This is a genomic window from Micromonospora sp. NBC_00858 (genome assembly GCF_045207365.1).
In the GTDB taxonomy this organism is placed as follows: domain Bacteria; phylum Actinomycetota; class Actinomycetes; order Mycobacteriales; family Micromonosporaceae; genus Micromonospora.
In genome coordinates, this window is sequence record NZ_CP108828.1 from 5,001,165 (window position 1) to 5,026,107 (window position 24,943).

The following is a 24,943-nucleotide window of genomic DNA, read 5'->3' on the forward strand; positions in this document are numbered from 1 at the left end:
CACCGGGCGGCAGGCATCCCCAGCGCCGCCTCGCTCCCCTCGTCACGGTCCGCGTGAGGGGGCGGGGTTGCCGGCGGGCAGGACGGCGGTGCGGGTGCTCGGCGGGCGGTGCGGCGTGGGTGCCGACATGCCGGCACCCTACCGTCGGACGACCCGCCCGACGCTCCACCGAGCGCGCCGGCCGAGCGCCGCCGGGCGGTTGTGGTGCGGCCGACGCACACTTGATCCCATGGCGATTCCCCTCCCCACACCGGCCGCCGTGGTCGGCCTGACCCGATCCGCTCTCGACCAGGCGCTCGGCTCGGCCGCCTCGTTCGCCGCCGTGCCCGCCCGCGCGTTCGCGGTGCTGGACGGGGTTGAGGCGCTGCTGGCCCGCATCAACGGGGTGGTGGACCGGATCGAGACGACCCTGGACCGGACCGACCAGGTGCTCACCGACGCCGAGACGGCGGTCCGCGAGGTGGCCGTGATCAGCGCCGCCGCGACCACCGCCATCGACACCGCCACCGAGGTGGCGACGGCCGCCGCCGTACTGGTCCAGGAGGCCGACAAGGTCGCGCGGGTGGCCGGCACGGTGGTCGCCGAGGCCGACGCGGTGGCTGGCCGGGCCGCCGTCACCGTGGGCACCGCGGCGGAGGCGGCCGCCACGGCGGCCGAGCTGCTGGCGGCGTACGAGCCGACGCTACGGCGGGCCGCACCGATGACCGAGCGGTTCGTCGAGCAGCTCAGCCACGAGGAGATCACCGCGGCGATCCACCTGATCGACGAGCTGCCCAAGCTCAAGGAGCACCTGACGGCGGACATCCTGCCGATCCTCGCCACCCTCGACCGGGTCGGGCCCGACCTGCACGACCTGCTGGACGTCACCCGCGACCTCAAGCTCGCCGTGGCCGGCATCCCGGGGCTGGGCATGCTGCGCCGGCGCGGCGAGAAGCTCAGCGACGACGCTGTCTGAGCCCTCGCCGGCCAGCGACGACCTGTCCGCCGCCGCCTCAGCAGTCGCAGGTGATCGTTGACCGTGGCGCGGTCAGGTCGTCGACCGGGCGACGGGTCACCCCGGTCCCGGTCACCACCGGCAGCCCCTCCCGCACCCAGTACTCGAACCCGCCGAGCATCTCCTTGACCGGGTGGCCGAGCCGGGCGAACTCCAACGCGGCCCGGGTCGCACCGTTGCAGCCCGGCCCCCAGCAGTAGGTGACCACCGCCGACCCGGCTGGGATCAGCCCGGCAGCCCGGGTGGCGATCTCGGCGGTGGGGAGGTGCACCGCCCCCGGCAGGTGTCCCTGTGCCCAGGCGGCCTCCCCCCGGGAGTCGACGACCACCAACCCGGGAGTACGGGCGGACAGGTCGGCGTGCACGTCGCTGACGTCGGTCTCGACGCTGAGCCGGGCGAGGAGGTGGGCGGCGGCGGTGGCCGGGTCAGCCGCCGGGACGGCGAAGGTGTAGGTCATGCACCGATCCTGGCCGCCGTCCCCGCTCCGGACGAGTGGCGGAAACGACGCCCTGCGCTAACATCCCGCCATGCCGACCCGCGCCGTGGCCGCCAACCCACTCCCGTTGCCAACGGCCCGTCGGCCGGCCGCCGGGCACCGCGTCGCCGTGCTCGCGTACCCGGGGATGTCGGTGTTCGAGACCGGCATCGTCACCGAGGTGTTCGGACTGCCCCGGCCCGAGTTCGACGTCGACTGGTACGACCTGGTGGTCTGCGCTGAGCGGCCCGGGCCGGTGCCGGTCGTCGGTGGGGCCAGCCTGCACACCCCGTACGGCCTGGCGGAGCTGGCGGCGGCACAGACGGTCATCGTTCCCGGCGTGCCCGACGTGACCGCCGACCCGTCATCCGAGTTGGTGAGCGCCCTGCTTCGAGCGCACCGGCGGGGTGCCCGGATCATGTCGATCTGCTCTGGCGCGTTCGCGCTGGCCGGCGCCGGGCTGCTGGACGGGCGGCGGGCCACCACCCACTGGCAGTACGCGGAGCTGCTGGCGCGGCGGTACCCGCGGGTCGAGGTGGACCCGGACGTGCTCTACCTCGACGACGGCGACCTGCTCACCAGCGCCGGCAGCGCCGCCGGGCTCGACCTCTGCGTGCACGTGGTTCGGCGGGACCACGGCTCGGCGATCGCCAACGCGGTCGCGCGTCGGTTGGTGATCCCCCCGCACCGCGACGGTGGGCAGGCCCAGTTCGTGGAGGCGCCGGTGACCACCGACCCGGACGACGACCGGATCGCCGCCAGCATCGACTGGGCGCTCGCGCACCTCACCGAGCCGCTGACCGTGGCCCAGCTCGCCGGGCGGGCGCACATGTCGCCCCGCACCTACCTGCGGCACTTCGCCCGGGCCACCGGGACCAGCCCGATCCGGTGGCTGATCGACCAGCGGGTCCGGGCCAGTCTGGCGCTGCTGGAGGAGACCGACGCCCCGGTCGAGCAGATCGCCGGCGCGGTGGGCTTCGACACCCCGGTCACCTACCGCCACCATTTCGGTCGGGTCATGCTGACCTCGCCGTCGGCGTACCGCCGGGCTTTCCGCACCGGAGCGGCGACGGGCCGGCCGGCGTAGCGCGGGCGGGTCAGCCCCGGGCGTACAGCTCGTCGATCTCGGCGCGGCGGGGCAGAGCCACCGAGGCGCCGAGCCGGCGCACGCAGGCCGCGCCGGCCGCCGCCGCCCAGCGCACCGCGTCGACCAGGTCCCGTCCCTCGCCCCAACCGACGGCCAAGGCGGCGGTGAACGCGTCGCCCGCCGCCGTGGAGTCGACCACATCGACCCGGACGGCGGGCACGTGCACCTCGGCGCCCTCGCGGTCGACGTACCAGGCGCCCTCGCCGCCGAGGGTGAGCACGGCCCGGGGCACCAGGTCGAGCAGCGCCCGTGGCTCCCGACCTCGGCCGGTGAACGCCTGCGCCTCACCCTCGTTGACGACCAACAGGTCCACCGCCGCGAACAGCTCCGGCGGGACATCCCGGGCCGGTGCGGCGTTCAGGATGACCCTGGTGCCGGCGGCGCGGGCGGCCACCGCGGCGTCGGCCACCGTCTGCACCGGGATCTCCAGCTGGGCGACGAGGACGTCCGCCGCACGGACCGTGGACAACTCCTCCTCGGTGAGGCCGAGCAGCGCGTCGTTCGCGCCGGGGGTCACCACGATGGCGTTCTCCCCCTCCGCGTTGACCATCACCAGCGCCACCCCGGACGTGCCGTAGACCACCCGCAGCTGGCCGGTGTCCACCCCGGCCGCCGCGATTCGGGCCGTTAGGGTCACGCCGAACGCGTCGGAGCCGATCGCACCGAGGAAGGCGCAGGAGGCGCCGGCCCGGACGGCGGCGACGGCCTGGTTGGCGCCCTTGCCGCCGGGCACCATCACGAAGTCGGTGCCGAGCAGGGTCTCGCCCGGTCGGGGCAGCGCGGGCGCCATCGCGACCAGGTCCATATTGGCGCTGCCCACCACGACCACCCGGGTCTGCGGCACGGTGACCTCCCGCCCTGTCCCGGGCTCAGGCGGCGCGGGCGGTGAAGCGGTCGCCCGAGCGCTCGACCACCAGCGGCAGGCCGAAGGTCTTGGAGAGGTTGTCGCCGGTCAGCGTCTCGGCGAGCAGGCCCTGCGCGACGGCTACGCCCTCCCGCAGCAGCAGTGCGTGGGTGAATCCCGGCGGGATCTCCTCCACGTGGTGGGTGACCAGCACCAGAGCCGGGGCGTCCGGGTCGTACGCCAGCTCGGCCAGGCGGGCCACCAGGTCCTCGCGCCCACCCAGGTCGAGCCCGGCGGCGGGCTCGTCGAGCAGCAGCAGCTCCGGGTCGGTCATCAGCGCGCGGGCGATCTGCACCCGCTTGCGCTCACCCTCGGAGAGGGTGCCGTAGCGGCGCTCGGCGAGGCCGCCGATGCCGAGCTGGCTCAGCAGCGCCCGCGCCCGCGCCTCGTCGCCGCGCTCGTAGCTCTCCCGCCAGCGGCCGACCACCGACCAGGCGGCGGTCACCACCACGTCGCTGACCCGCTCGTCGGCGGGCAGTCGCTCGGCGAGCGCGGCGGTGGAGAGCCCGATCCGGGTGCGCAGCTCGTTGACGTCGGTGCGGCCGATCCGCTCACCGAGCACGTGGGCGACACCGGTGGTGGGGTGCAGTCGGCCGGCGGCGAGGTTGAGCAGGGTGGTCTTGCCGGCCCCGTTGGGACCGAGCACCACCCAGCGCTCGTCCAGCTCGACCCGCCAGGTCAGGTCCTGCAGTAGAGCGGTGCCGGACCGGCGTACACCGACGCTGTCGAGGCTGACCACCAGATCCGGGTCCACGGGTGCGGAGGCGGAGGCGGCGCCGGCAGCGCCGCGGATCAGGTCACCAGTCACCGGACCATCCAACCACGCAGCGCGGCGATGCCCCCCGCGGGCGGCGCCGCGGCCATAGGGTGAGGCACCGTGTCGTTGATCACCACACCCGGAGGACCGACCATGCCCGGTCGAGGTACGGAGTCGCGCGAATGAGCGCGGTCATCGAGATCGAGGGTCTGCGCAAGACCTTTCAGAGCCTACGGAGCGGCCGACGGGTCGCGGTCGACGGGTTCGACCTACTGGTCGAGGCGGGCCAGATCCACGGTTTCCTAGGCCCCAACGGTTCCGGCAAGACCACCACGCTGCGTGCCCTGCTCGGGCTGGTCCGGGCCGACAGCGGGCAGATGAGGGTGCTCGGCGAGCCGTCGCCGCAGCAACTGCCCCGGGTGGCCGGCAGGGTCGGCGCCATCGTGGAGAGCCCGCAGTTCTTCGGCAACTTCACCGGGCACCGCACGCTGCGGCTGCTGGCCCGGGCCGGTGGGGTGCCGACCTCGCGGGTGGACGAGGTGCTGGAGCTGGTCGGCCTGCACGACCGGGGCGACGAGCGGGTGAAGGGTTACTCGCTGGGCATGAAGCAGCGCCTCGCGGTGGCGTCCGCGCTGCTGAAGGATCCGCAGCTGCTCATCCTGGACGAGCCGGCGAACGGGCTGGACCCGGCCGGCATCCGGGAGATGCGGGACCTGATGCGGTCGCTGGCGGCGGCCGGCGTGACGGTGCTGGTGTCCAGTCACATCCTGGCCGAGATCCAGCTGATCTGCGACCACGTCACGATCATCTCGCAGGGGCGACGGGTGGCGGCCGGCCGGGTGGACGAGGTGCTGGCCGGCCACGACCGGCACGAGTTCCTGGTCCGGGTGGCCGAGCCGGAGCGCGCCGCCGAGTTGCTGCGCGCGGCCGAAATGGCGGCGACCGTCGATGGCGGGGCACTGGTGGTGGGCGGGGTGACCGACCCGGCGGCGATCAGCCAGGTGCTCGGCGAGCAGGGGCTGTGGGTGGGCGAGCTGACCCCGCTGCGGCCCGATCTGGAGAGCGTCTTCCTCGAGCTGACCGGCGCCGGCGGGCACCCGTCGGTGCCCCGCCAGGTGGACGACTCGGCGCTGCCGCCCGACGTTGAGGGTGACGCTGTGATCAATCTCGATCGGGGAGTGGACGCGTGAACCTGGTTCGTGCCGAGCTGGAGCGGCTGTCCGCGCGTCGCTTCGTGCAGCTCATGGTCGTCCTGCTGGCACTGGCGTTCGCCGTCACCGCGGCGACCACCCTGGCCGGCTCCCACAAGCCCACCGCGAGCGAACTCAGCACAGCGCGGGCGCAGGCCGCCGAGGCGCGGCAGAGCATGGAGAACCACTTCCAGCAGTGCCTGGCCCGAAAGAACGGCACGTTCCCGTCGAGCGACTCGGAGCTGTACTACCCCTCCGACTGCTCGGAGATCGACCCGATCCGGCAGGACCGGCTGCCGATCGCCGCCGACTTCCTCCCCGGGGTGTTCAGCTTCGCCCAGCAGGCCCGCCCGCTGCTCTACTTCCTCATCGCGTTCCTGGTGCTGTTCGGGTTCCTGGTTGGCGCCTCCTACATCGGCGCGGACCTGAACTCGGGCGGCGTGGTGAACCTGTTGCTCTGGCGACCGCGCCGGATGACGGTGCTCGGTGTCAAGCTGGGCACCCTGCTCGGCACGGTGCTGGCGCTGGCGGTGACGGCCTCGTTGGTCTACCTCGCCACGTTCTGGGTGATCGGGCAGACGGCCGGTCTGGCCGGCCGGCTGGGCGGGGACTTCTGGCGCTCGCTGGGGGCGGTGCACGGTCGTGGCCTGGTGCTGGTGCTGCTGGCCAGCGCGCTGGGCTTCGCCATCGCCACGCTGGGCCGACACACCTCGGCGGCGCTCGGCGCGGTCGCCGCGTACGCGGTGGTCTGGGAGTTGGGCGCCCGGCTGGTGCTGCAGATCGTCGACGCCCCGCGCCCGGACCAGCTGATGCTCTCCAGCTACATCGGGGCGTGGCTCAGCGGTGAGGCGCGGTTCTACGACGGCCGGCTCTGCAGGGGCGACAGCGTGGGCGGCGGCTTCTGCGACGGGTTCTATTCGCTGACCTGGGCGCCGGCCCTGGCGGTACTGCTCGTGCTCACCGGCGGGTTGACGGCGGCGGCGTTCGCCGTGTTCCGCCGCCGCGACCTGATGTGAGCCTCCGCCGGGCCGCCCGCCTGGGCCGGGCGGCCCCACCTGCTGCGGGCCGCCCGCCCTGGTCCGGGCGGCCCGGCGGACCGGAACGGATGCGGCAAGAGCTTGCAGCACGATGGCCGGCGGTGAAATATTCCTTCACATGACCCCGCCAGCGGGCTCAGCCGACGGTGGAGCCGAACACCTCGTCGCGGACGGCGTCCAGCGCGGTACGCAGCGCACCGCGCAGGATCGGCTCCTCGGTCAGCCCGGTGGGCACCACCCGAGGCCGGACCAGGGTGATCGCCGCGACCTCCTGCTGCACCCGGTCGGCGAGCGCCGCGCCGCCGGCCTGACCGACCTCACCGGCGAGCACCACCAGCGGTGGGTCGAGCACCACGCACGTGCTGGCCACGCCGAGCGCGAGCCGGCGGGCCAACTCGTCGAGCATCGGGCCGCCACCGGCACCGTCGGCGACGGCCGCGCGAACCGCGTCGGCGGCGTCGGCGTCCGGGTAGCCGTACTCGCGGGCGATCGCGCGCACCGAGTCCGCCCCGACCAACTGCTGGAAGGCCGGCTTGGCGCGGCGGGAGACGTCGCGTGGGATGGGCGCGCCGGGCACCGGCAGGTAACCGATCTCACCGGCCGCGCCGCTGCTCCCGTGGTGCAGCCGCCCACCCAGCATGATCGCCAGGCCGACGCCAGCGCCCACCCAGACCAGCACGAAGTCGGTCAGCCCCTGCGCGGCGCCGGACTGCGCCTCGGCCACCGCGGCCAGGTTCACGTCGTTCTCGAAGACCACCGGCGTGTGCAGGTCGTCGCGCAGGGCGGCGAGCACCCCGCTGTGCCAGCGCGGCAGGTTGAAGGCGAAGGTGATGTCACCGGTGCCGGGGTCGACCAGACCCGGCGTGCCGAGCACGATCCGCCGTACGCTGCTCAGCTGCGCCTGGGCGCTGCTCGCGGCCTGCACGACGGCGTTGTGCACCACGCCCACCGGGTCGTCGGTGTCCCGGGTGGACTGCTCCACCCGGCCGATGACCGCGCCGGTGATGTCGGCGCAGGCAGCCACCACCCGATCCGCCCCGACGTCCACCCCGACCACGTGGGCACTGCTCGGGCGTACGGCGTAGAGCTGGGCGTTCGGCCCTCGTCCACCGGCCTGCTCGCCGACACGGCTGACCAGACCGCGCTCCTCCAGCCGCTCGACCAACTGGGAGGCGGTGACCTTGGACAGCCCGGTCAGCTCACCGAGCCGGGCCCGGGTCAACGGGCCGCGTTCGAGGAGCAGTTCCAGCGCCGCACGGTCATTCAGCGCCCGCAACAGGCGGGGGGTGCCGGGCAGCCGGGTCGCACTCATGCCACGTCCTTTAGTTTTAGTAAACTTTGCTAACTGTAAACCGACCTGCGAACGGGTAGCCGTAGCGTAACGGCCACGCGGAGGTGGAACGCTCGGCCGACCCGGCAGGGCGATGACCACCGCCGTACGACGTTTCGTGCCCGCCGGGCACCGAGAGGGGAAGATCACGTGGGGCTGGATCCAGGACTACGCCGGCTCGCGCTCGGCACGTTGCTTGCCGCGTACCCGGGACCGATCCCGCCGGACTGGGCCGTTGACCTGGTGGCCGACGGGCTGGCCGGGCACACCCTCTTCGGCACCAACGTGCACGACCCGGCCCAGGTCGCGGCGAGCACCGCCGCCCTGCGCGTCGGCCGCGCGGACGTGCTGATCGCCATCGACGAGGAGGGTGGCGACGTGACCCGGCTGGCGCACGCCACCGGCAGCCCGTACCCCGGCAATGCCGCCCTCGGCGCGATCGGCGACGTGGCGCTCACCCGACGGGTCTACCAGGCGATCGGCGCCGAGCTGGCCGCACTCGGCATCACCGTCAACCTCGCCCCGACGGTGGACGTGAACACCGCCGACGACAACCCGGTGATCGGCACCCGGTCGTTCGGCGCGGACCCGGTGCGGGTGGCCGCCCACTCGGCCGCCGCCGTGAGCGGGCTACAGGCCGCCGGCGTCGCCGCCTGCGCCAAACACTTCCCCGGCCACGGCGCCACCATCACCGACTCGCACCACGAGTTGCCCACCGTGGACGTCCCGCTGAGCCTGCTGCGCCAACGCGACCTGCCGCCGTTCGCCGCGGTCGTCGCCGCCGGGGCGCGCGCGGTGATGACCGCACACATCCGGGTGCCGGAGCTGACCGGCACCGGTCCGGCCACCTTCAGCCGGGCCGTCCTGGTCGACCTGCTCCGCACCGAGTACGGCTTCACCGGCGCCGTCATCACCGACGCACTGGAGATGAAGGGCGCCGCGGTGGCCGCTGGCGGTGTCGGGCCGGCCGCGGTCCGCGCTCTGGCCGCCGGGGCCGACCTGCTCTGCATCGGCGCGAAGGTCGACGCCGGGCTGGTCGAGCGGGTGGCCGCCGAGATCGTCGACGCGCTCGCCGACGGGCGGTTGGCGACCTCCCGGGTCGAGGAGGCGGCCGGCCGCGCCGCCGCGCTCGCCGCCTGGACCCGGGCCGCCGGCGCATCGGCGACCGCCACCGAAACCGACCTGGGGTACGCGGCGGCGCGCCGGGCGGTCCGGGTGGACGGAGTGCTCACCGGCCTGGACCGTCCGCTGGTGGTGCAGTTGCACACCGAGTCCACCATCGCCGAGGGGCGGGTGCCGTGGGGCCTCGGTCCGCACCTGGACGGAGTGCAGGAGGTCCGGGTGATCGCCGCCGAGACCGATCAGGCGACGCTGCGCGGGCTGGCCGGTGACCGACCGATCGTGCTGGTCGGGCGGCACCTGCACCGGCTGCCCGGCGGCCCGGAGCTGATCGCCGGCCTGGCCGCGGACCACCCGGTGACCGTGGTGGAGATGGGCTGGCCGGCGCAGTGGCGCCCGGCGGGCGTACGCGCCTTCGTCACCACGTACGGCGCGAGCCACGCCAACGGCCGGGCGGCCGCCGAGGCGCTCGGGCTGTCCGGCTGAGGCAGAGCGGCAACCGGTCGGGGCGGGAACGGCCCACCATTCTCTCTTGAACACGTTCAAGAACTGCCCTACGCTGACACCGTCGGTAGTTGAACACGTTCAAGAAGGGCCCTGTGCGCATGGACATCAAGGTCTGGATGTACCTGATCTACCTCGCAGTCAGCATCGGCCTGACCATCTGGGTGGCCCGGGCGTTGTCCCGCAACGGACAGGTATTCCTGGAGGAGGTGTTCGCCGACGAGCGGCTGGCGCGAGCGGTGAACAGCCTCCTGGTGGTCGGCTTCTACCTGCTCAACCTCGGCTACGTGACGGTGGCGATGAAGCACCCCGACCCAGTGGATTCGACCAGCCAGGCGATGGAAGAGCTATCCCTCAAGATCGGCTTGGTACTGCTGGTGCTCGGCGCGCTGCACTTCTTCAACGTCTTCGCGCTCGGCCGCTACCGCCGGACTCGGCTCCGCCAGCTCGCCACCCACCCGCCCATCGCACCGATCGGCCGGCTGCCCATGCCGTCCTCACCGGTCGGCGCGGGGCCGGTGACCAACCCTCCGGCCCGATGACCGTCACACCGGCTGGCGGCCCCGAGGGGCTGCCGGATCCCACCGCACACGGGGGCGGTGGGATCCGGGGGTTCACCGTCCTGTTCGACGCGAACTGCCCGCTCTGCCGTACCGCCCGCCGATGGCTGGCATCCCACGCCCAGCTCGTACCCCTGGAGTTCGTGCCCGCCGGGTCAGCCGAGGCCCGGCGGCGCTTTCCCGGCCTGGACCACGACGCGACGCTGCGCGACCTCACCGTGGTGGCCGACACCGGCGAGGTGTACGCGGGCGACGGCGCCTGGTTCGCCTGCCTCTGGGCGTTGGCCGACCACCGGTCCACGGCGGAACGGCTGGCCCGACCGAGCCTGTTGCCGCTCGCCCGGCAGGTGGTGGCCACCGCCTCAGCGATACGGGAGCGGGTTCGCGATCCGTGGGCCGAGCCGACGGACGAACCAGCGGGATACGGTGACCCCGATGACCGAGCAGCCTGCGCCGACGACCACTGCGGGTGAACCTGCGACCGCCCGGGGCGAGCAGACCCGGCAGCTGATCCGGGACACCGCGATGCGGCTGTTCCGCGAGCGTGGTTACGCCCAGACCACGATGCGCGCGATCGCGCAGGAAGCCGGCGTGGCGGTGGGCAACGCCTACTACTACTTCGGCTCCAAGGACCACCTGATCCAGGAGTTCTACGCCCAGTCCCAGGTCGAGCACCGGGCCGCCGCCCAGCCGGTGCTCGACCGGGAGGACGCGTTCGCCGCCCGGCTCGCCGGAGTGCTGCACGCCGGCATTGACGTGCTGACCCCGTCGCACGAGTTCGCGGCGACCTTCTTCAAGACGGCGGCGGAGCCCACCTCCCCGCTCAGCCCCTTCTCCGCAGAGTCGTCCGGCCCCCGACAGGCGGCGATCGACCTCTTCGCCGAGGTGCTGACGGGCTCGACCGCCAAGGTCGACGCCGAGCTGCGCCCCGAGTTGCCCGAGCTGCTCTGGCTGGCGTACATGGGCGTGGTCCTCTACTGGGTACACGACCGATCTCCCGGGCAGGCCAAGACCCGGCAGCTGATCGACGGCGTCGTGCCGCTGATCGACCGGCTGGTGGCGCTGTCCCGGCTGCGGGTACTTCGCCCGGTGACCCGACAGGTCCTCGACCTCATCCGCACGCTACGTCACTGACCCGGCCAGCAGCTTCGCTCGACTCCACCGCAGGTCAAGTCCGCTATTCGACACTCCGAACCGACAGCTCACACCTTGCACCGAGTGTGTTCGATACGTAGCGTGATCGACACGAACGGCCCTGCCCAGCGGGCGGCCGGGCGCCCGAAACCGGGACCTGGGGGGAGGTTGCGGACCGTGGATCCGGCCCGGGATCCACGGTCCGCGCCCTACGACGACAGCGTTGCGCGGGCACTCGCGGTGCCGACGGCCGCTCAGCGCGGATAGACCCCGTACGCCCGCCAGCCCCGGTCCGGGAAGCCTGCCGCGTCCGCGACCCGGGCCGAGGCGGCGTTGTCCCGCTCGTGCAGGTAGGTCGGGATCGCCCCCTCGTCGAGCACCCGCCGGGCCGCCTGCGCCACCAGCCGCCGGGCGAGGCCGCGACCCCGGGCGGCGGGCACGGTGCCGATGGCCAACTCCTGCCCGTACGCGTCGTGCCGTTTCATCCCGGCCCCAGCCAGGTAGTTGCCGTCCGCGTCGCGGACCACCAGCACCGGACGGTCGAACAGCCGAAGCCAGGGCGGCAGCCCGGGGGCCGTCGACTCGGTCCACTCCCCCACGTCGGGCAGCGGCGCGGGGGCCAGGCTCCACCGGAAGGGACCGTCGTGCACGCACCAGTCGGGCAACCCGACGGCCTCCGGCAGCGCCGGCAGCAGCCGGTCCGGCGTACGCCGGGCCAGCGCGCGGATCGCCGCCACCCGGTCCGGCGGGACGGAGAGCACGGCGCTCTCACCGCTGTCCACCGCGAGCGCCGGGCGCAGCCGGCCATCCCAGGCCGGCCTGGCCCGCCGGTGCGAGGCAACCACGTGCAGCCCCTTCCCGGCCGGCCACTGGCCGAGCCAGGTGGCCAGGTGCAGCTGAAGCCGCCGGTCGAGCATGCGCACCTCCCCGTCACCCGGCCCGTCGTGGATCACCGTACGCCGGGCGACGCTACCGGGCGGGGCGATCCGTCGGGGCCGGGGCCGGAGTCTACGACGCCGCCGGAGTGGTGGGGTGGTGCTCCCCGTGGTGGTGCTGGTGCACGACCGCGTGCCCCCTCCCGCGGACGATCAGGGCCCGGTTCACCGGCACGGTGACCACAAAGGCCACCGCCAACGCGCCGGCCAGGCTGCCCCAGAACAGTGGGTCGGCGAGGCCGGCCCGCATGGCGCCCGGCACGGCGAGCATGACGCCGTTGTCCACCACCTCCATGACCGCGATGCTGAGCGTGTCGGCGACCAGGGCCACCCGGATCGCCCGGCCCAGCGGCAGTCCGGAGCGGAGCACCGGGCGGACCGTCAACGCGTAGCCGAAGACGAACGCCAGCGCGACGGCGAGGGCGATGGTGGCCAGGTCGGACCAGCCGAGTGCGGTGCCGATGACCATGCCGAGCACCTCGCCGATGGCGCAGCCGGTCAGGCAGTGCAGGGTGGCGGCGACGGCCAGTCGAGTGGGATTCGCGTTCTCCATGACCCGCAGCCTATACCCCCGGGGGTATCTGGCCGAGCGACGAGGATCACTCTTTCGTCGAGTCCACCGATCCGGTCGATTACCGACGCGGCGCGCGGGGTACGGCTCGAGTCACCGTCAATCCCCGTGCCGGCAAACGGAACCACGCGCACCGATCGACCGTCATATCTATTTCCATACATGGACACCTTTCTTTGGGACGGTATGGTCATGCCGATTCAGCCGAACGACCGCTACCAGCAGGACCCCGAGCGACTCTGGCGGTCAACGGAGCCCGCCGAAGGCTTTCCGGCCCAGCCGCGATACCGCGGGACCCGTACGACGAAAGGCGCGGCCGCCCTGTCCTGGGCGGAGCTGAACAAGCTGCCGGCCGGCAGTTCCACCCGGCCCGGCCTCAACACCCGCTGACTCCGGCAGTACCGACCACGACACACCCGAGCCGTCCAACGCGGGCTTTCGCACACCTGTCGGGTAATTTCTTCTGGTCCGGAATCCCGGCCTACGACAGGAGTAGCTCCGCGCATGGGCAAGAAGACGATCCACGTCTCCGACTTCAGTGGCACGGTTCTGCAGAGCGACGACGAGGTGGTCCGCATCGTCGTCCTGGAGCACCCAGACCTGATCGCCGGGCCCGTGCAACTGGACGCCACCCCGACCGAGGTGGAGAACGTCGATGACGCCGCGCTGGACGTGGCGGTGGTCGAGATCCATGACCGGCACGGCGGCGGCGAGCCGCGCCGGGTGGTGCTGACCGCCAGCGAGTTCGACGCGATGGCCACCGACGTGCCGATGGCGCAGCTACTCAAGACGGCCGAGCGGGTCCGTCCGCCCAAGGCCCGCAAGAGCGCCGAGAAGATCGACTACGGGACGCTGGAACACGCTGGCAAGCCACATCGGGGACGGGTCACCGAGGAGGAGGCCCGACTGGTACGCGAGCAACTCGACGAGGTCAACAAGCGGCTCGCCGACGCGGGCGTACGCCAGATCGACCCAGCCGATGCGGAGCACGCCCTGCGTTACGGCTTTCCGACGCCCTGACCCCGCGAGGTCACTTCTGCCCGGCGACCGCGGCGACGGCAGCGAGCAGGTCGGCCTCGACGGCGGCCTTCTCCAGCCCGAGGTCGGTGAGCACTCCCTTGCCGTCCTCCTGCTCCAGCAGGGCGAGCAGGATGTGCTCGGTGCCGATGTAGTTGTGCCCGAGCCGCAGCGCCTCCCGGAAGGTCAACTCCAACGCCTTCTTGCCGCGCGCGTCGTACGGGATGAGGTCCGGCACCTGGTCGGCCGGCGCCGGGAGGGCGGCGCTGACCGTCTCCCGCACGGTCTCCAGCGGTACGCCCCGGGCGACGATCACCTTGGCTGCCAGCGCTTCCGGCTCGGCCAGCAGGCCCAGCACCAGGTGCTCCGGGCCGATTTCGGCATGCCGGCTGGCGCGGGCCTCCTCCTGTGAGGCCATCACCACGTTGCGGGCGCGGGGGGTGAACCGGCCGAAGCCCGCGTTCGGGTCGAGCGCCGCCGCCTCGGTCGACGCCTTCGCCACGAAGCGCTTCTGCGCGGCCTGCTTGCTGACCCCCATGCTGCGGCCGATGTCGGTCCAGGAGGCGCCCGAGCGCCGCGCCTGGTCGACGAAGTGCCCGATCAGGTGGTCGGCGACGTCACCCAGGTGGTCGGCGGCGATCACGGCGTCGGTGAGCTGGTCGAGCGCGTCGGTGTGCGCCTTCTTGATCGCCTGGATCAGGTCGTCGAGGCGAACGGGATTGGTCATCTGAATAGGATCCGTCATGCGTCAACCATAGGTTGACGCTCTCTCGCCGTCAACCTCAAGTTGACGGTCGCCGGCAGCCCGGAGTGCGGCGCGGCACCCCGGGCTGCCTCGTCACGGCGCGGTCAGCCCCATGCCTGCGGGGCGGGCTGCCGGGTGGTGACGTTGAGCCGGTTGAAGAAATTGCTGGTCGCCACCCAGAGCACGATCGCGGCCAGCTCCTTCTCGCCGAAGTGCCGAGCCGCCTCCGCCCAGACGTCGTCGGGCACCGCGTCGGCCCGGTCGGCGAGCCGGGTGGCGGCCTCCGCGAGCGCGAGCGCGGCCCGTTCCGCCTCGGTGAAGTACGGGGTCTCCCGCCAGGCGGCCACCGAGAACAGACGCTCCTCGGTCTCACCAGCCTTTCGGGCGCCCCGGGCCCCGGAGTCGACGCAGGCACCGCATCCGTTGATCTGACTGACCCGCAGGTGCACCAGCTCCAGCGTGCTGCCCGGCACCCCGACCGAGTGCGCGGCCTTGTAGAGCAGGTTGATCGCCTTCACGGCGTCCGGCAGCAGGCCGGCGGGGTTCTGGATGCGCGGTTCGATGATCATTTCTGTCGTCCCGTCTTGTTAGGCTGCCCGGCACGTCTCGCCTTACGACGTCCCGGTTGTCACTGGGATGTCGGCCCGCGAGCCGACGGCGTGACAGATGTGTCAGCGGTCACAGGACCGCTCGGGTGCACCCGGGGGCGGAGCGGTCGTGAGCGAGGCGGACCTGCTGGCCCGGCGCTTCGAGGAGAACCGGTCGCGGCTACGGGCGGTCGCCCACCGAATGCTGGGCTCCGGCACCGAGGCCGAGGATGCCGTCCAGGACACCTGGTTACGGCTCAGCCGAGCGGATATCGCGGGCATCGACAACCTGCCCGGATGGCTGACGACCACCGTCGGCCGGGTCTGCCTGGACCGGCTGCGAACGCGTACCACCCGTCCCGAGCAGCCGTGGGACACCGCCACATCGGAGCCCGACCCGTCGGACGGCGGGCCGGTCGACCCGGAGCGGGAGGCCATGCTGACCGAGTCGGTCGGCCGAGCGCTCCTGGTCGTGCTGGACACCCTCGCGCCGACCGACCGGTTCGTGTTCGTCCTGCACGACATGTTCGCGGTCTCGTTCGAGGAGATCGCCGCCGTGGTCGATCGCAGTCCCGCCGCGGTCCGCCAGATCGCCAGCCGGGCCCGCCGCAGGGTGCACCAGGACGGGACCGTCCGGGAGACGGACCCGGCCCGTCAGCGGCAGGTGGTCGAGGCCTTCCTCGCCGCCTCGCGGGAGGGCCGGTTCGACGACCTGGTCAGCCTGCTCGACCCGCACGTCGTCATGCGCGCCGATCCGGTGGCCGCGGGCCTGGGGTCGGCCGCCGAGACGCACGGCTCGGCCGCGATCGCCGGCTTCTTCAACGGCCGCGCCCAGGCGGCGTCTCCGGCGTACGTCGACGGGGTGCCCGGCGCGGTCGTGAACCTCGGCGGGGATCTCCGGCTCGCGATCAGCTTCATCGTCACCGACCGGATCATCGGCATCGAGGTGGTGGCCGACCCGACGCAGCTCGCGACGCTCGACCTGACCGTCGGGTAGGTCTATCCCGCCCTGGCGTACTCGGGTAGGCGGCGGGCGACGGCGGCCGGGGAGGGCATGCGGGCGATCTCCTCGGCGATCGTCCGGGCCGCGTCGCGATGTTCGGCGCTCCCCTGGCGTGGCAGCAGCCTCCGGGTGTGTTCGGCGATGGCGTCCGCGTTCACCTCGTCGGGGAGCAGGCACAGGGCGGCACCGGCGGCGCTGACCGCGTCGGCGTTGGCGAACTGGTCGGCACCCTGCGGCAGGATCAGTTGCGGGACACCGACTGCGAGCGCCCCGAGGGTGGTGCCGCTGCCGCCGTGGTGCACCACCACGTCGACGTACGGCAGCAGCTCCGCCTGAGGCACCCAGGGGTGCACGGTCACCTGGTCGGGCACCTCGCCAAGCTGCTCCGGGGGCACCCGACCGGCGGCCACCACCACCCGCGCGTCCAGCGTCGCCAATCCCGCGACGGCGGTGGCCAGCAGCTCCGGCGTGCCGAACGCCGTACCGAGGGTCAGGTAGACCAGTGGCCGGGACGCGTGACGGCTGACCCACGCGGGCAGCGCCGCCGGTGTCGAGAACGGGACCGGTCGCAGCTCGATCCGGCGTTCCGTGGCGAGGAAATCCTTGTCCTGCAAGGAGGGCGGGCAGATGTCGAGGTGCGGGCGGCCGGCGACCTCGCCGGTCTTCGTGGGCAGTTCGAGACCGATGCCGTCGGGGAACATCCGACCGAACCCGTGCCAGAGACCGGGAATGCCGGCACGCTGGGCGGCGATCGCCGCGCCCGGCAGTCCCCATTCGTGCACCACCAGGTCGGGGCGCAACCGGGCCAGTTCCGGTTCGAGATCCTCGGCGTACACCTCGTAGAACGCGTCGCCGGGGCGGAACGGCCGCAGGCCGTTCGCGGCCAGCGGCGCGTGCACCTCCGCACCGGCGGCGAAGTACACCTCGTGGCCAGCCTCCCGCGCGGCAACCGCCAGCGGGATCAGCGGGTAGGTGTGACCGACGGACGCCAAACTGGCGAACAGCACGCGCATGGCGTCGGACCCTACCCGCCGCACCGTCGGTCCCGTTCCCGCCGGCGGCGCGTATACCGTGGGCTCCGGTCAGGCGCGGTTCACCCGGAGGAAGGGCGGTCATGCGGCTTCACGTGGGATGCGCGATGTGGACCCACAAGTCGTGGCAGGGACGACTGCTGGCGCATCCGCTTCCACCACAGGAGCGCCTACGGCACTACGCCAGCTGGTGCGACGCCGTCGAGGGAAACACGACCTTCTACGCGACGCCGGCCAGGGACACCGTCACGTCGTGGACCCGGCAGACCGATCCCGATTTCCGGTTCGTCCTCAAACTTCCCAAGGTCATCACGCACGAACGTCGGCTCACCGACTTCGAGGAACCGCTGCGCGCCTTCCTGGACGCGATCGAGCCGCTCGGCCCACGCACCCACGCCCTCTGGATCCAACTGCCAGGGTCGTTCTCCCCCGCCGACGTCCCGACACTGAGCCGGTTTCTGGGCCAGCTCCCCAGGTCGCACCGGTACGCCGTGGAGGTCCGCCATCCCGCGTTCTTCGACGACCCCCGTGCGGCCCAGCTCCTCGCGGAGGCACTCACCACCGTGGCCGCCGAGTGGATCCCCTTCGACACGACCGCGTTCTTCGCGAGCCCGCCGACCAGCGACGCGGAACGAGATGCCTGGACCAAGAAGCCGCGCGTACCGCTCCGGTCGCTCGCGCTGACCAATCGGCCGATCGTCCGCTACCTCGGTCGCGACGACACCACGCGGACGGTCGAGGGGTGGCAGCGCTGGGTCGACGTCACCGCCGACTGGCTGCGCGAGGGGCGCTCGCCCACGGTATTCATCCACACCCCGGACAACGCCGACGCGCCCGTGCTCGCCCGCCGCTTCCACGACGAGGTACGGGCCCGCGTACCCGAGCTGGAAGCACTGCCCGAACCGATACCGGTCGATCCCCTGACCCTCTTCTGACGGGTGCGGCCGCTGATCAGCGCTAGTCGTCGAGGAGTTCGTTGAGGTTGACCGCCGTGCTGATCAGCGAGAGATGGCTGAACGCCTGCGGAAAGTTGCCGACCTGCTCGCCGTTGGGGGCGATCTCCTCCGAGTAGAGACCGAGCGGGCTGCTGTAGGTGAGCATCTTGTCGAAGGTCAACCGGGCGTCCTCAAGCCGGCCGGACTGGGCGAGTGCCTGGACGTACCAGAAGCTGCACATGCTGAAGGTGCCCTCGGTGCCAGCCAGGCCGTCCGGGGAGGCGGACGGGTCGTAGCGGTAGACGAGGCTGTCGGAGACCAACTCGGCGTCCATCGCCCGCAGCGTCGACTCCCACATCGGGTCGGTCGGCGAGATGAAGCCGAGCGCGGGCATCGCAAGCAGCGACGCGTCCAGGATGTGGGTGCGGTAATGCTGCACGAAGGCGCGACGCTCGGGATGGAAGCCACGAGCCACGATCTGCTGGTAGATGGCGTTGCGTTCGATGGTCCAGCGGGCGATGTCGCCGGGGATCCCGTGACGCTGCGCGAGGCGGATGGCACGGTCGAGCGCCACCCAGGACATCAGCCGCCCGTACGTGAAGTCCTGCGGGCCGGACCGCGTCTCCCAGATGCCGGCCTCGGGCTGATCCCAGTGCTCGCAGAGCCAGTCCATCAGCCGTGTCGTGTTCTGCCAGCCCTCGTGAGTGGCGCGCAACCCGGCCCGGTCGGCAAGGTCCAACGAGTTGAGCGCCTCGCCGTAGATGTCGAGCTGCAGCTGACCCGCAGCGTTGTTGCCCACGCGCACCGGCGCCGAGCCGCGGTACCCCTCCAGGTGACCCAGCACCTCCTCGGGGAGGTCCCGTGAGCCGTCGACCCGGTACATGATCTGCAGGGGAAGGTCGGCGTCCTTGGCGTCCTGGATCCGCGCGTCGAGCCACCGCAGGTACTGCTGGGCCTCGTCGGCAAAGCCCAGGCGGAGCAGGGCGCCCACCGAGAAGGACGCGTCCCGGACCCAGGTGTAGCGGTAGTCCCAGTTCCGCTCCCCGCCAACCTGCTCGGGCAGCCCCGCCGTGGGCGCAGCGACCAGCGCGCCGGTCGGCGCGTACGTCATGAGTTTGATGGTCATTGCCGACCGCTCGACCATCTCGCGCCAGCGGCCGGTGTAGCGGGAACGTCCCAGCCACCTGCGCCAGTAGTCGCGGGTCTGATTGAGCAGGTCGTGCGCCTCGTCATCGGTCAGCGCTCGGGGCGCATGCGGGCACGCCGTCTCGACGACCACCCCGCCGGCGTCTCCCTCGTGCAGGGTGTACACCACGCTCACCCCGCCCGCGTCGCGCCGGACGTTCCGCTGGTCGATCAGACGCTTCGAATCCTTGAAGGGGGTCAGGGTGAGCGTGAGCGTCGCACTGCGGAAGACGTCGCCGTCCGGATGCGTCTCAAGCGTGAACGAATCCCGCCCGTAATTGAACCGGGGCCGGCAGTCGAAGCGGAATCGCATGTTCCCCCGCACCACCCGGAGCATCCGTACCAGCCGGTGCCGGTCGGTGGCGTGTTCACCGGTGACGGGCATGAAATCCACCACCTCCCCCACACCGTCGTCACTGAGGAAGCGGGTGATCAGGATCGGCGTACCGGGCAGGTAGAGCTGCTTACTCGTGTACTCGACGCCGTCCGGGGAGAGCTGGAAGTGGCCACCCTTGCGACGGTCGAGCAGAGCGCCGAAGACGCTCGGCGAGTCGAAGCGGGGTGCGCAGAACCAGTCGACCGTGCCGTCCTTGCTGATCAGCGCGGCGGTCTGCAGATCACCGACCAGCCCGTGCTCATCCACCAGGTCGTTTCCACGCTGACTCCCGCCCCTCGGCATACCGACGGCGGCGACTACCCGAGAAGGGGCGTGGTACACGGCCTACCGGAGCCCTGTCATCGCTGCCGTGGGTACACCGATCTGATCGGGCGCGCGACTTTCTCCGACCGTGCCACCTCATTGCGGAAGCTCACCTTCCGCAATCGTCGATACCGTGACCCGGAAGACATCGACGAGAGGACGCGTAATGAGCCTGCGAGGATTCGCCACACTCAACATCTGGGCGGACGACGTGGCAGCGGCAACGGCCTGGTACGCGGAGTTCCTGGGCCAGGAGGCGTACTTCCTGCGGTCGGGGCCCGACGGACGCCCGGCCTACACCGAGTTCCGGATCGGCGACTACCAGGGAGAGCTGGGCATCATCGACCGCAGGTACGCGCCACCCGGCGCGACCGGGCCCGGCGGCGCGGTCATGCACTGGCACGTCGACGACCTCGACGCCACCGTGCAGCGACTGCTGGCGATGGACGCCACGGAGTACCAGCCGATCACCCCGCACGGGGACGAGGGGTTCGTCACGGCCGCGGTGGTCGACCCGTTCGGCAACGTGCTGGGCGTCATGAACAACCCGCACTACCTCGACGTCCTCTCCTCCATGAAGCCGGCATGACGTGGACGTCCTCGACTTTCCCGATGCCGAGGCATGGGAGTCCTGGCTCGCCGCGCGGCACGAGGTGCGGGGCGAGGCGTGGCTGCGGATCGCCAAGCGACACTCCGGGCTCGCCTCGATCGCGATCGCGGACGCGCTCGACGTGGCTCTCTGCTACGGCTGGATCGACGGCCACCGTAAGGGCCTCGACGACGTCTCGTTCCTCCAGCGGTACTCGCGCCGACGCCCGCAGAGTTCGTGGTCGCAGGTCAACGTGGCGAAGGTCGAAGCGCTGACGGCGGCCGGGCGGATGCGGGCCGCCGGGCTCGCGGAAGTCGCGGCCGCCAAGGCCGACGGCCGATGGGAGGCGGCGTACGAGTCGCAGCGCACCGCCGAGGTGCCGCCCGATCTCACGGCCGCGTTGACCGGTGACCCCCGCGCATCCGCCGCGTTCGAACGGCTCGGCCGATCCGCCCGGTACGCCGTGATCCTTCCGCTGCTCAAGGCCCGTACCCCGGAAACGCGGGCGAAGCTCCTCGCCCAGACGGTCGCACGGCTGGTGGCTCAGGAGTAGGCAGTGTCCCTTGGGATGTCAGGGGTCAGTGGTACGACTGGCGATGACAGAGGTGCCGGTTGACCGAGGAGGCGTACGTGGACACGCGAGAGGCGGCCCAACGGTGGGCCAGGACCTGGACCGATGCCTGGCCGGTCAGGGACGTTGAGGCGCTCACCGCCCTGCAGAGCGAGAGCGGCGACCACTGGGCCTCGATGTTTCGTCCGTACCGTGGGCGGTCCGGCCTTCGGGTCTATCTGGAGGAGTGCTTCGCCGATGAGACCCGCCCCGCGCAGGTGTGGTTCGCCGAGCCGCAGGTCGACGGCGATGCGGCAGCGGTGGAGTATTGGGCGGTGATCCACGTCAAGGACAAACCCGTGACCGTCTCCGGCTGCACGCTGCTGCGCTTCGACGAGGCGGGCCTCGTGGCCGAGGCTCGCGACTACTCGGACGTCAAGGAGGGGAACCACGCACCGCCGGCCGGCCTGTTCGAGTGACGCGCGGAGCTGGCTCAGTCCTCCTCCTCCCAACCCACCGCCCGCCGCACCATGCTGGCCGCGGTGCGGGCATCCAGCCCGCTGGCGATGAGCAGATCGTGCGCGGCTGTCCGGATCTCCCCCACGGCGACCAGCCCCGAGTAGTGCAATCGGTGGGGGTGCGGGCCGCCGCTGTCCCGTGACGACCCCCCCTGCGCCTGCCCGGCCAGCTCGACGGCCGTCAGGATCTGCTCACGCGCCTCCCGCGGCTCCTCATTGGCCTGGATCGTCCACCTCAGGGTCAGCAAAGCGGCGGCCAGCAGGTCGATGGCCGCGGGGAACTCCTCCGGTATCGGTTCACCGTCCTTGAGGGCTGTCGTGAGTCGTCTCGCCATGGACCGGCAGCTGTGCAGGCTGCGCTCAAGATGCTGGATGGACTCCGTGTGGAAGGCCAGGGATTGTCGCTCACGCCAGCGCAAGGGCGCCAAGCGCACCACCTCCTGGGCGGCGCTGAGCCCCTCGTTCAGCGCGTTGACCTGCGGGCCGAGATTCCGCAACTCGCGCAGGCTCTGCTCGGCCTCGCCAAGGTCGCGGGCACGCAGCGCCGCAGCCAGCTTATGCATGGCGGCGGCCCCCGGGCCGACGACGGGTTCGGCAAGCCGCAGCACCGTCTTCTGCGGGTGGATGGGCACCAACAGCAGACCGACCGCCAGCCCGACCAGCCCGCCGACTGCGGCGTCGACGAAGCGGGGGATGGACAGTTCGCGTACGGGCGGCTCCAGGGTGGCGATGAGCACCGCGGTACCACCGGCCTGGGTGAGCAGGGAACCACCACCCTTGAGCAGTACGGCGACGATGATCGCCAGCACGACGACCACGCCGGTCTGCCAGGGACCGATGCCGAACAGCGGCATGAGCGTGTCACCGACGGCGAGCCCGAGGACGACCCCGATCAGCAACTCGACGGTGCGCCGCAGGCGTGACCCCATCGCGGCGGCCACGATGCCGACCGCGGTGGTGGGTGCGACGACCGGGGAGGCATTGTCCAGGAACTCGTACGCCACGAACCAGGCGATCGTCGCCGCGACGCCGGCCTGCAGGGCGAGCAGACCGTACAGGCGTAACCGCCAGGCACGGGAGCGTAACGCGCGCTGCCCACGCTCCCGCAGGCCAGCAAACGTCAGGGCAGCGCGAAACCGCCCGTGTGGGGCCGGGTCGAATTCGGCTGCCGGCTCCTCGCTCCCGGGCACGCGCGCCGCTTACCCACCGAACGCGAACCTATCCGGCGAGACCACGCCCGCGTGAAGAAACAGTGCGGAGCACCCACCGTCAGACTCGACGGCGAATGCCCAGCACACGGTGGAGATCAGCTCAGTGAGCTGGCCCGGCCTCAGGGATTCCAGTACACGAAGACGCGGGCACGGTCGAAGCGCTGGACGATCAGGTCGTCACGTTGGATCGTCCAGTAGATGGTCGCTCCTCCTTGCCTGCCGCCGTGGAACTCGGCCAGCAGAACCCAGTCACCAGGGCTGGGTGGCCCCGGCCGGACGGAGTCGGGTCGCTCCTCCTTCATCGCGTGGTCGGCGGCCAACCAGGCCGGATTGAAGCCGTTGCATCCCGTGCCGTGTCCGCCTATCAGCAGCGGCGTTGTGTGCCCCCCGTACGAGAACATGCCGTCCGGCACATCGGCCAGGACGTCCCGCCACACCCGGGTCAGTGCCTCGAACTGGGGATTTCCAGGCTGCGGCGCGGACCACGGGGGTCCTGGGACCGTCGGGACGGAGGGCAGGGAGATATCGACTGTCAGGTGCAGATCGCCCTGCGGGAGCTCCGCGTAAACCTCGGCATTCTCCGGCTCGTCCGGAGGGAAGCCAGGCGGGTACTGCTCTCGCTCCTCGACGGCCACGCCTGCCGGCACGTACCTCACCTCGCCCCAGCCGTGCTCTTCGGGCCAGCCGAACAGCAGCAACTGACCGTCGGACGGCAGCGGAAGATCCGTTACGCCTGCCGGAACGGCCGCACAGTCGATGGTGGCGATGAGGGGGTACTCGGGGTCCTCGGCGTCGGCGGGAAGCATCACGGGACCCCGGACCACGCCCACGACCGGCCCATCCCCCTCCTGGGTCAGGAGCGCACACGGACGGGCGAGCTCCAACCACTGCTCCACGTCGTCCGCTGGGACGTCCCGGCTCAGCGCCTCGGCGTGTACCTGATCGAGGATCTTCAAATTTCGGGGAATCACGGGCGAACCTTAGGGCGAGGGTGCGACGAAGCCCGAATCCGCACGTCATCGATAGGCGTTGCGGGTCATGACGTTGTTGACGGCTCGATGAGGTCTGCCTGGTTCGCTGCGGCCCATTGGGCCAGTTGTGCGAGTGGGCCGTTGGCGAACGACCCGCCCAGAGGCGACAGCTGATAGACGGCGCCGTGGCTTCCCGGCGGCCGCTCGTCGTTGCCCTGCCGGACGACCAGTCCCCGCGCTCGCAGGCGGTGCAATGCCTGCGTCAGGACCTTGTCGCTCATGCCTGTGATGCGTACTAGCAGGTCGTTGCGTCTCGTTGGGCCGGCGCGTAGCGCTGACAGGACTACCGGATCCCACGTGTGGTTGATGAGTTCAACTGCCGCGCGGACATGACAGTCCGAGACAAACGTCTGGCAGGTGCCGTCGATCATCGTTCCAGTTTCGCAGGATCTCTCCCACCAAACGGTAGGAAGCTGCCTCCTAACGTTCCCCAGGTCGTCCCACAGATGAAGGAGATCGCGGTGAACGTAGGAATCCTGGGAACGGGCAACCTCGCTATAGCGCTTGGCCGAGTGTGGGCGGGAGCTGGCCATCTGGTCGTGGTAACAGGGCGCAACCCGGAAAACGCCAGTCGGGCTGCTGGCCAGATCGGCGGCGCAGCCCAGGCTGTCGGTCCCGCCGACTTCGCAGCACAGGTCGAGGTGGTCGTGGTCGCGGTCGCATGGGAGGGCCTGGAGGAGGCGCTCTCCCTCGTCGGTGGTGCTGACGGCTCACTGAGCGGGGTTACGGTGATCGACTGCACCAACGCTGTCGACTACGCCACCGGGCAGCTGAAGCCGACGTCGGGCTCGGCAGGAGAGCTTGTCGCTCGCGTTGCGCCGGGCGCTCACGTGGTCAAAGCATTCCACTTGTTCGCTGGAGCGTCTTGGCCCTACGCAGGACCGCGCGACTCGGCGCCGGTCGTGGCGATCTGCGGCGATCAGCCCGAGGCGCTTGAACGCGCCGGCAGGCTGACTGAGGATCTTGGTGCGCGGACTGCCGTGGTTGGTGGGCTCGCTAGTGCACGTCAGTTGGAGGAGGCCGCAGGATTCGTCATGCGTGTCGTGGCGGCAGGGTGGAACCCCAGGCTCGCCGTCCCCGATGTGGATCCGGCGTTGCTGAACGCAGGATCGGCCACGGCCAACTGACCGACCAGACCAGTGGAGGAGGTCGCGACCCGACGTCGCGGCCTCCTCGACTCGACA

At 71.6% G+C, this 24,943-nt stretch carries 29 protein-coding genes; 16 read left to right on the forward strand and 13 right to left on the reverse strand.

Going from position 1 to position 24,943, the window contains the following annotated elements; genetic code table 11:
• Positions 1–229: 229 nt before the first annotated feature.
• Positions 230–955 (forward strand): hypothetical protein, encoded by a 726-nt coding sequence (locus OG990_RS23180; protein WP_406077121.1) that lies wholly within the window; start codon positions 230–232, stop codon positions 953–955.
• A 37-nt stretch (positions 956–992) separates the two neighbouring features.
• On the opposite strand, the gene OG990_RS23185 is transcribed toward OG990_RS23180, so the two are convergent.
• Positions 993–1,451: a rhodanese-like domain-containing protein gene (locus OG990_RS23185; RefSeq protein ID WP_406077122.1), complete on the reverse strand. Its 459-nt coding sequence runs from the start codon at positions 1,449–1,451 to the stop codon at positions 993–995.
• 70 nt (positions 1,452–1,521) lie between these two features.
• Here OG990_RS23185 and ftrA point away from each other — a divergent pair, with 70 nt between their 5' ends.
• Positions 1,522–2,556 carry a transcriptional regulator FtrA gene (gene ftrA, locus OG990_RS23190; RefSeq protein WP_386992838.1) on the forward strand — a complete coding sequence of 345 codons (1,035 nt, stop codon included), beginning with the start codon at positions 1,522–1,524 and terminating at the stop codon, positions 2,554–2,556.
• A gap of 10 nt (positions 2,557–2,566) precedes the next feature.
• On the opposite strand, the gene OG990_RS23195 is transcribed toward ftrA, so the two are convergent.
• Both OG990_RS23195 and OG990_RS23200 read right to left on the reverse strand, forming a co-directional pair.
• Positions 2,567–3,460 (reverse strand): ribokinase, encoded by an 894-nt coding sequence (locus OG990_RS23195; protein ID WP_406077123.1) that lies wholly within the window; start codon positions 3,458–3,460, stop codon positions 2,567–2,569.
• Between the two features lie 25 nt (positions 3,461–3,485).
• Positions 3,486–4,328, reverse strand: a complete 843-nt coding sequence (locus tag OG990_RS23200; RefSeq protein ID WP_328424271.1) for an ABC transporter ATP-binding protein — start codon at positions 4,326–4,328, stop codon at positions 3,486–3,488.
• A 131-nt stretch (positions 4,329–4,459) separates the two neighbouring features.
• Here OG990_RS23200 and OG990_RS23205 point away from each other — a divergent pair, with 131 nt between their 5' ends.
• Entirely contained in the window at positions 4,460–5,467 is a 1,008-nt protein-coding gene (locus tag OG990_RS23205) for an ABC transporter ATP-binding protein (RefSeq protein WP_328424269.1), read from the forward strand.
• On the forward strand, positions 5,464–6,483 hold the full coding sequence (locus OG990_RS23210; protein ID WP_406077124.1) for an ABC transporter permease subunit: 1,020 nt from the start codon (positions 5,464–5,466) through the stop codon (positions 6,481–6,483). Before OG990_RS23205 ends, OG990_RS23210 begins: the two co-directional genes overlap by 4 nt.
• Before the next feature lie 157 nt (positions 6,484–6,640).
• Here the strand turns inward: OG990_RS23210 and OG990_RS23215 are convergent, their stop codons facing one another.
• On the reverse strand, positions 6,641–7,816 hold the full coding sequence (locus tag OG990_RS23215; protein ID WP_355606282.1) for an ROK family transcriptional regulator: 1,176 nt from the start codon (positions 7,814–7,816) through the stop codon (positions 6,641–6,643).
• Positions 7,817–7,984: 168 nt separating this feature from the next.
• Here OG990_RS23215 and OG990_RS23220 point away from each other — a divergent pair, with 168 nt between their 5' ends.
• The 4 genes from OG990_RS23220 to OG990_RS23235 all read left to right on the forward strand — a co-directional run bounded on the left by OG990_RS23220 (position 7,985) and on the right by OG990_RS23235 (position 11,151).
• Positions 7,985–9,439 carry a glycoside hydrolase family 3 N-terminal domain-containing protein gene (locus OG990_RS23220; protein WP_386992849.1) on the forward strand — a complete coding sequence of 485 codons (1,455 nt, stop codon included), beginning with the start codon at positions 7,985–7,987 and terminating at the stop codon, positions 9,437–9,439.
• An 89-nt stretch (positions 9,440–9,528) separates the two neighbouring features.
• Positions 9,529–9,999 carry a hypothetical protein gene (locus OG990_RS23225; RefSeq protein ID WP_406077125.1) on the forward strand — a complete coding sequence of 157 codons (471 nt, stop codon included), beginning with the start codon at positions 9,529–9,531 and terminating at the stop codon, positions 9,997–9,999.
• Positions 9,996–10,490 carry a thiol-disulfide oxidoreductase DCC family protein gene (locus OG990_RS23230; RefSeq protein ID WP_406077126.1) on the forward strand — a complete coding sequence of 165 codons (495 nt, stop codon included), beginning with the start codon at positions 9,996–9,998 and terminating at the stop codon, positions 10,488–10,490. The genes OG990_RS23225 and OG990_RS23230 overlap by 4 nt, the downstream gene beginning before the upstream one ends.
• Complete coding sequence (locus OG990_RS23235; protein WP_355606288.1) at positions 10,453–11,151, forward strand: TetR family transcriptional regulator; 699 nt, start codon at positions 10,453–10,455, stop codon at positions 11,149–11,151. Before OG990_RS23230 ends, OG990_RS23235 begins: the two co-directional genes overlap by 38 nt.
• Positions 11,152–11,405: 254 nt before the next feature.
• On the opposite strand, the gene OG990_RS23240 is transcribed toward OG990_RS23235, so the two are convergent.
• Positions 11,406–12,068 carry a GNAT family N-acetyltransferase gene (locus OG990_RS23240; RefSeq protein WP_328424255.1) on the reverse strand — a complete coding sequence of 221 codons (663 nt, stop codon included), beginning with the start codon at positions 12,066–12,068 and terminating at the stop codon, positions 11,406–11,408.
• A 91-nt stretch (positions 12,069–12,159) separates the two neighbouring features.
• Positions 12,160–12,639: a DUF4396 domain-containing protein gene (locus tag OG990_RS23245; RefSeq protein ID WP_406077127.1), complete on the reverse strand. Its 480-nt coding sequence runs from the start codon at positions 12,637–12,639 to the stop codon at positions 12,160–12,162.
• Between the two features lie 210 nt (positions 12,640–12,849).
• On the opposite strand from OG990_RS23245, the gene OG990_RS23250 reads away from it, so the two are divergent.
• Together OG990_RS23250 and OG990_RS23255 are read left to right on the forward strand one after the other, a co-directional pair.
• Positions 12,850–13,047 (forward strand): DNA repair protein, encoded by a 198-nt coding sequence (locus tag OG990_RS23250; protein WP_406077128.1) that lies wholly within the window; start codon positions 12,850–12,852, stop codon positions 13,045–13,047.
• A 114-nt stretch (positions 13,048–13,161) separates the two neighbouring features.
• A complete protein-coding gene (locus OG990_RS23255) occupies positions 13,162–13,677 on the forward strand; it encodes a hypothetical protein (RefSeq protein WP_406077129.1) in 516 nt (171 codons plus the stop codon).
• Between the two features lie 10 nt (positions 13,678–13,687).
• Here the strand turns inward: OG990_RS23255 and OG990_RS23260 are convergent, their stop codons facing one another.
• Positions 13,688–14,419, reverse strand: a complete 732-nt coding sequence (locus OG990_RS23260; protein WP_406077130.1) for a Clp protease N-terminal domain-containing protein — start codon at positions 14,417–14,419, stop codon at positions 13,688–13,690.
• Between the two features lie 104 nt (positions 14,420–14,523).
• Entirely contained in the window at positions 14,524–14,988 is a 465-nt protein-coding gene (locus OG990_RS23265; protein ID WP_355606306.1) for a carboxymuconolactone decarboxylase family protein, read from the reverse strand.
• 148 nt (positions 14,989–15,136) lie between these two features.
• Here OG990_RS23265 and OG990_RS23270 point away from each other — a divergent pair, with 148 nt between their 5' ends.
• On the forward strand, positions 15,137–16,003 hold the full coding sequence (locus tag OG990_RS23270) for a sigma-70 family RNA polymerase sigma factor (RefSeq protein WP_406077131.1): 867 nt from the start codon (positions 15,137–15,139) through the stop codon (positions 16,001–16,003).
• 2 nt (positions 16,004–16,005) lie between these two features.
• Here the strand turns inward: OG990_RS23270 and OG990_RS23275 are convergent, their stop codons facing one another.
• Positions 16,006–17,022 carry a glycosyltransferase gene (locus OG990_RS23275; protein WP_406077132.1) on the reverse strand — a complete coding sequence of 339 codons (1,017 nt, stop codon included), beginning with the start codon at positions 17,020–17,022 and terminating at the stop codon, positions 16,006–16,008.
• Between the two features lie 125 nt (positions 17,023–17,147).
• Between OG990_RS23275 and OG990_RS23280 the strand changes: the two genes are divergently transcribed.
• A complete protein-coding gene (locus OG990_RS23280; protein ID WP_406077133.1) occupies positions 17,148–17,975 on the forward strand; it encodes a DUF72 domain-containing protein in 828 nt (275 codons plus the stop codon).
• Positions 17,976–17,997: 22 nt separating this feature from the next.
• On the opposite strand, the gene OG990_RS23285 is transcribed toward OG990_RS23280, so the two are convergent.
• Positions 17,998–19,839: a glycoside hydrolase family 15 protein gene (locus tag OG990_RS23285; protein WP_406077134.1), complete on the reverse strand. Its 1,842-nt coding sequence runs from the start codon at positions 19,837–19,839 to the stop codon at positions 17,998–18,000.
• A 187-nt stretch (positions 19,840–20,026) separates the two neighbouring features.
• Here OG990_RS23285 and OG990_RS23290 point away from each other — a divergent pair, with 187 nt between their 5' ends.
• The 3 genes from OG990_RS23290 to OG990_RS23300 all read left to right on the forward strand — a co-directional run bounded on the left by OG990_RS23290 (position 20,027) and on the right by OG990_RS23300 (position 21,478).
• Positions 20,027–20,449, forward strand: coding sequence for a VOC family protein (locus OG990_RS23290; protein ID WP_406077135.1), 423 nt, complete (start codon positions 20,027–20,029; stop codon positions 20,447–20,449).
• Between the two features lies 1 nt (position 20,450).
• The gene (locus OG990_RS23295) at positions 20,451–21,002 is read left to right on the forward strand and encodes a YdeI family protein (protein WP_406077136.1); all 552 of its coding nucleotides are present in this window, start codon (positions 20,451–20,453) and stop codon (positions 21,000–21,002) included.
• 77 nt (positions 21,003–21,079) lie between these two features.
• Positions 21,080–21,478: a nuclear transport factor 2 family protein gene (locus OG990_RS23300; protein WP_406077137.1), complete on the forward strand. Its 399-nt coding sequence runs from the start codon at positions 21,080–21,082 to the stop codon at positions 21,476–21,478.
• A gap of 14 nt (positions 21,479–21,492) precedes the next feature.
• Here OG990_RS23300 and OG990_RS23305 read toward each other — a convergent pair whose 3' ends face one another.
• The 3 genes from OG990_RS23305 to OG990_RS23315 form a co-directional block, all read right to left on the reverse strand.
• Positions 21,493–22,707, reverse strand: coding sequence for an FUSC family protein (locus OG990_RS23305; protein ID WP_406077138.1), 1,215 nt, complete (start codon positions 22,705–22,707; stop codon positions 21,493–21,495).
• A gap of 140 nt (positions 22,708–22,847) precedes the next feature.
• Positions 22,848–23,699, reverse strand: a complete 852-nt coding sequence (locus tag OG990_RS23310) for a hypothetical protein (RefSeq protein ID WP_406077139.1) — start codon at positions 23,697–23,699, stop codon at positions 22,848–22,850.
• Between the two features lie 65 nt (positions 23,700–23,764).
• Positions 23,765–24,130, reverse strand: a complete 366-nt coding sequence (locus OG990_RS23315; RefSeq protein ID WP_406077140.1) for a winged helix-turn-helix transcriptional regulator — start codon at positions 24,128–24,130, stop codon at positions 23,765–23,767.
• A gap of 75 nt (positions 24,131–24,205) precedes the next feature.
• Here OG990_RS23315 and OG990_RS23320 point away from each other — a divergent pair, with 75 nt between their 5' ends.
• A complete protein-coding gene (locus OG990_RS23320) occupies positions 24,206–24,886 on the forward strand; it encodes an NAD(P)-binding domain-containing protein (RefSeq protein ID WP_328424223.1) in 681 nt (226 codons plus the stop codon).
• The last annotated feature ends 57 nt before the right edge of the window (positions 24,887–24,943 follow it).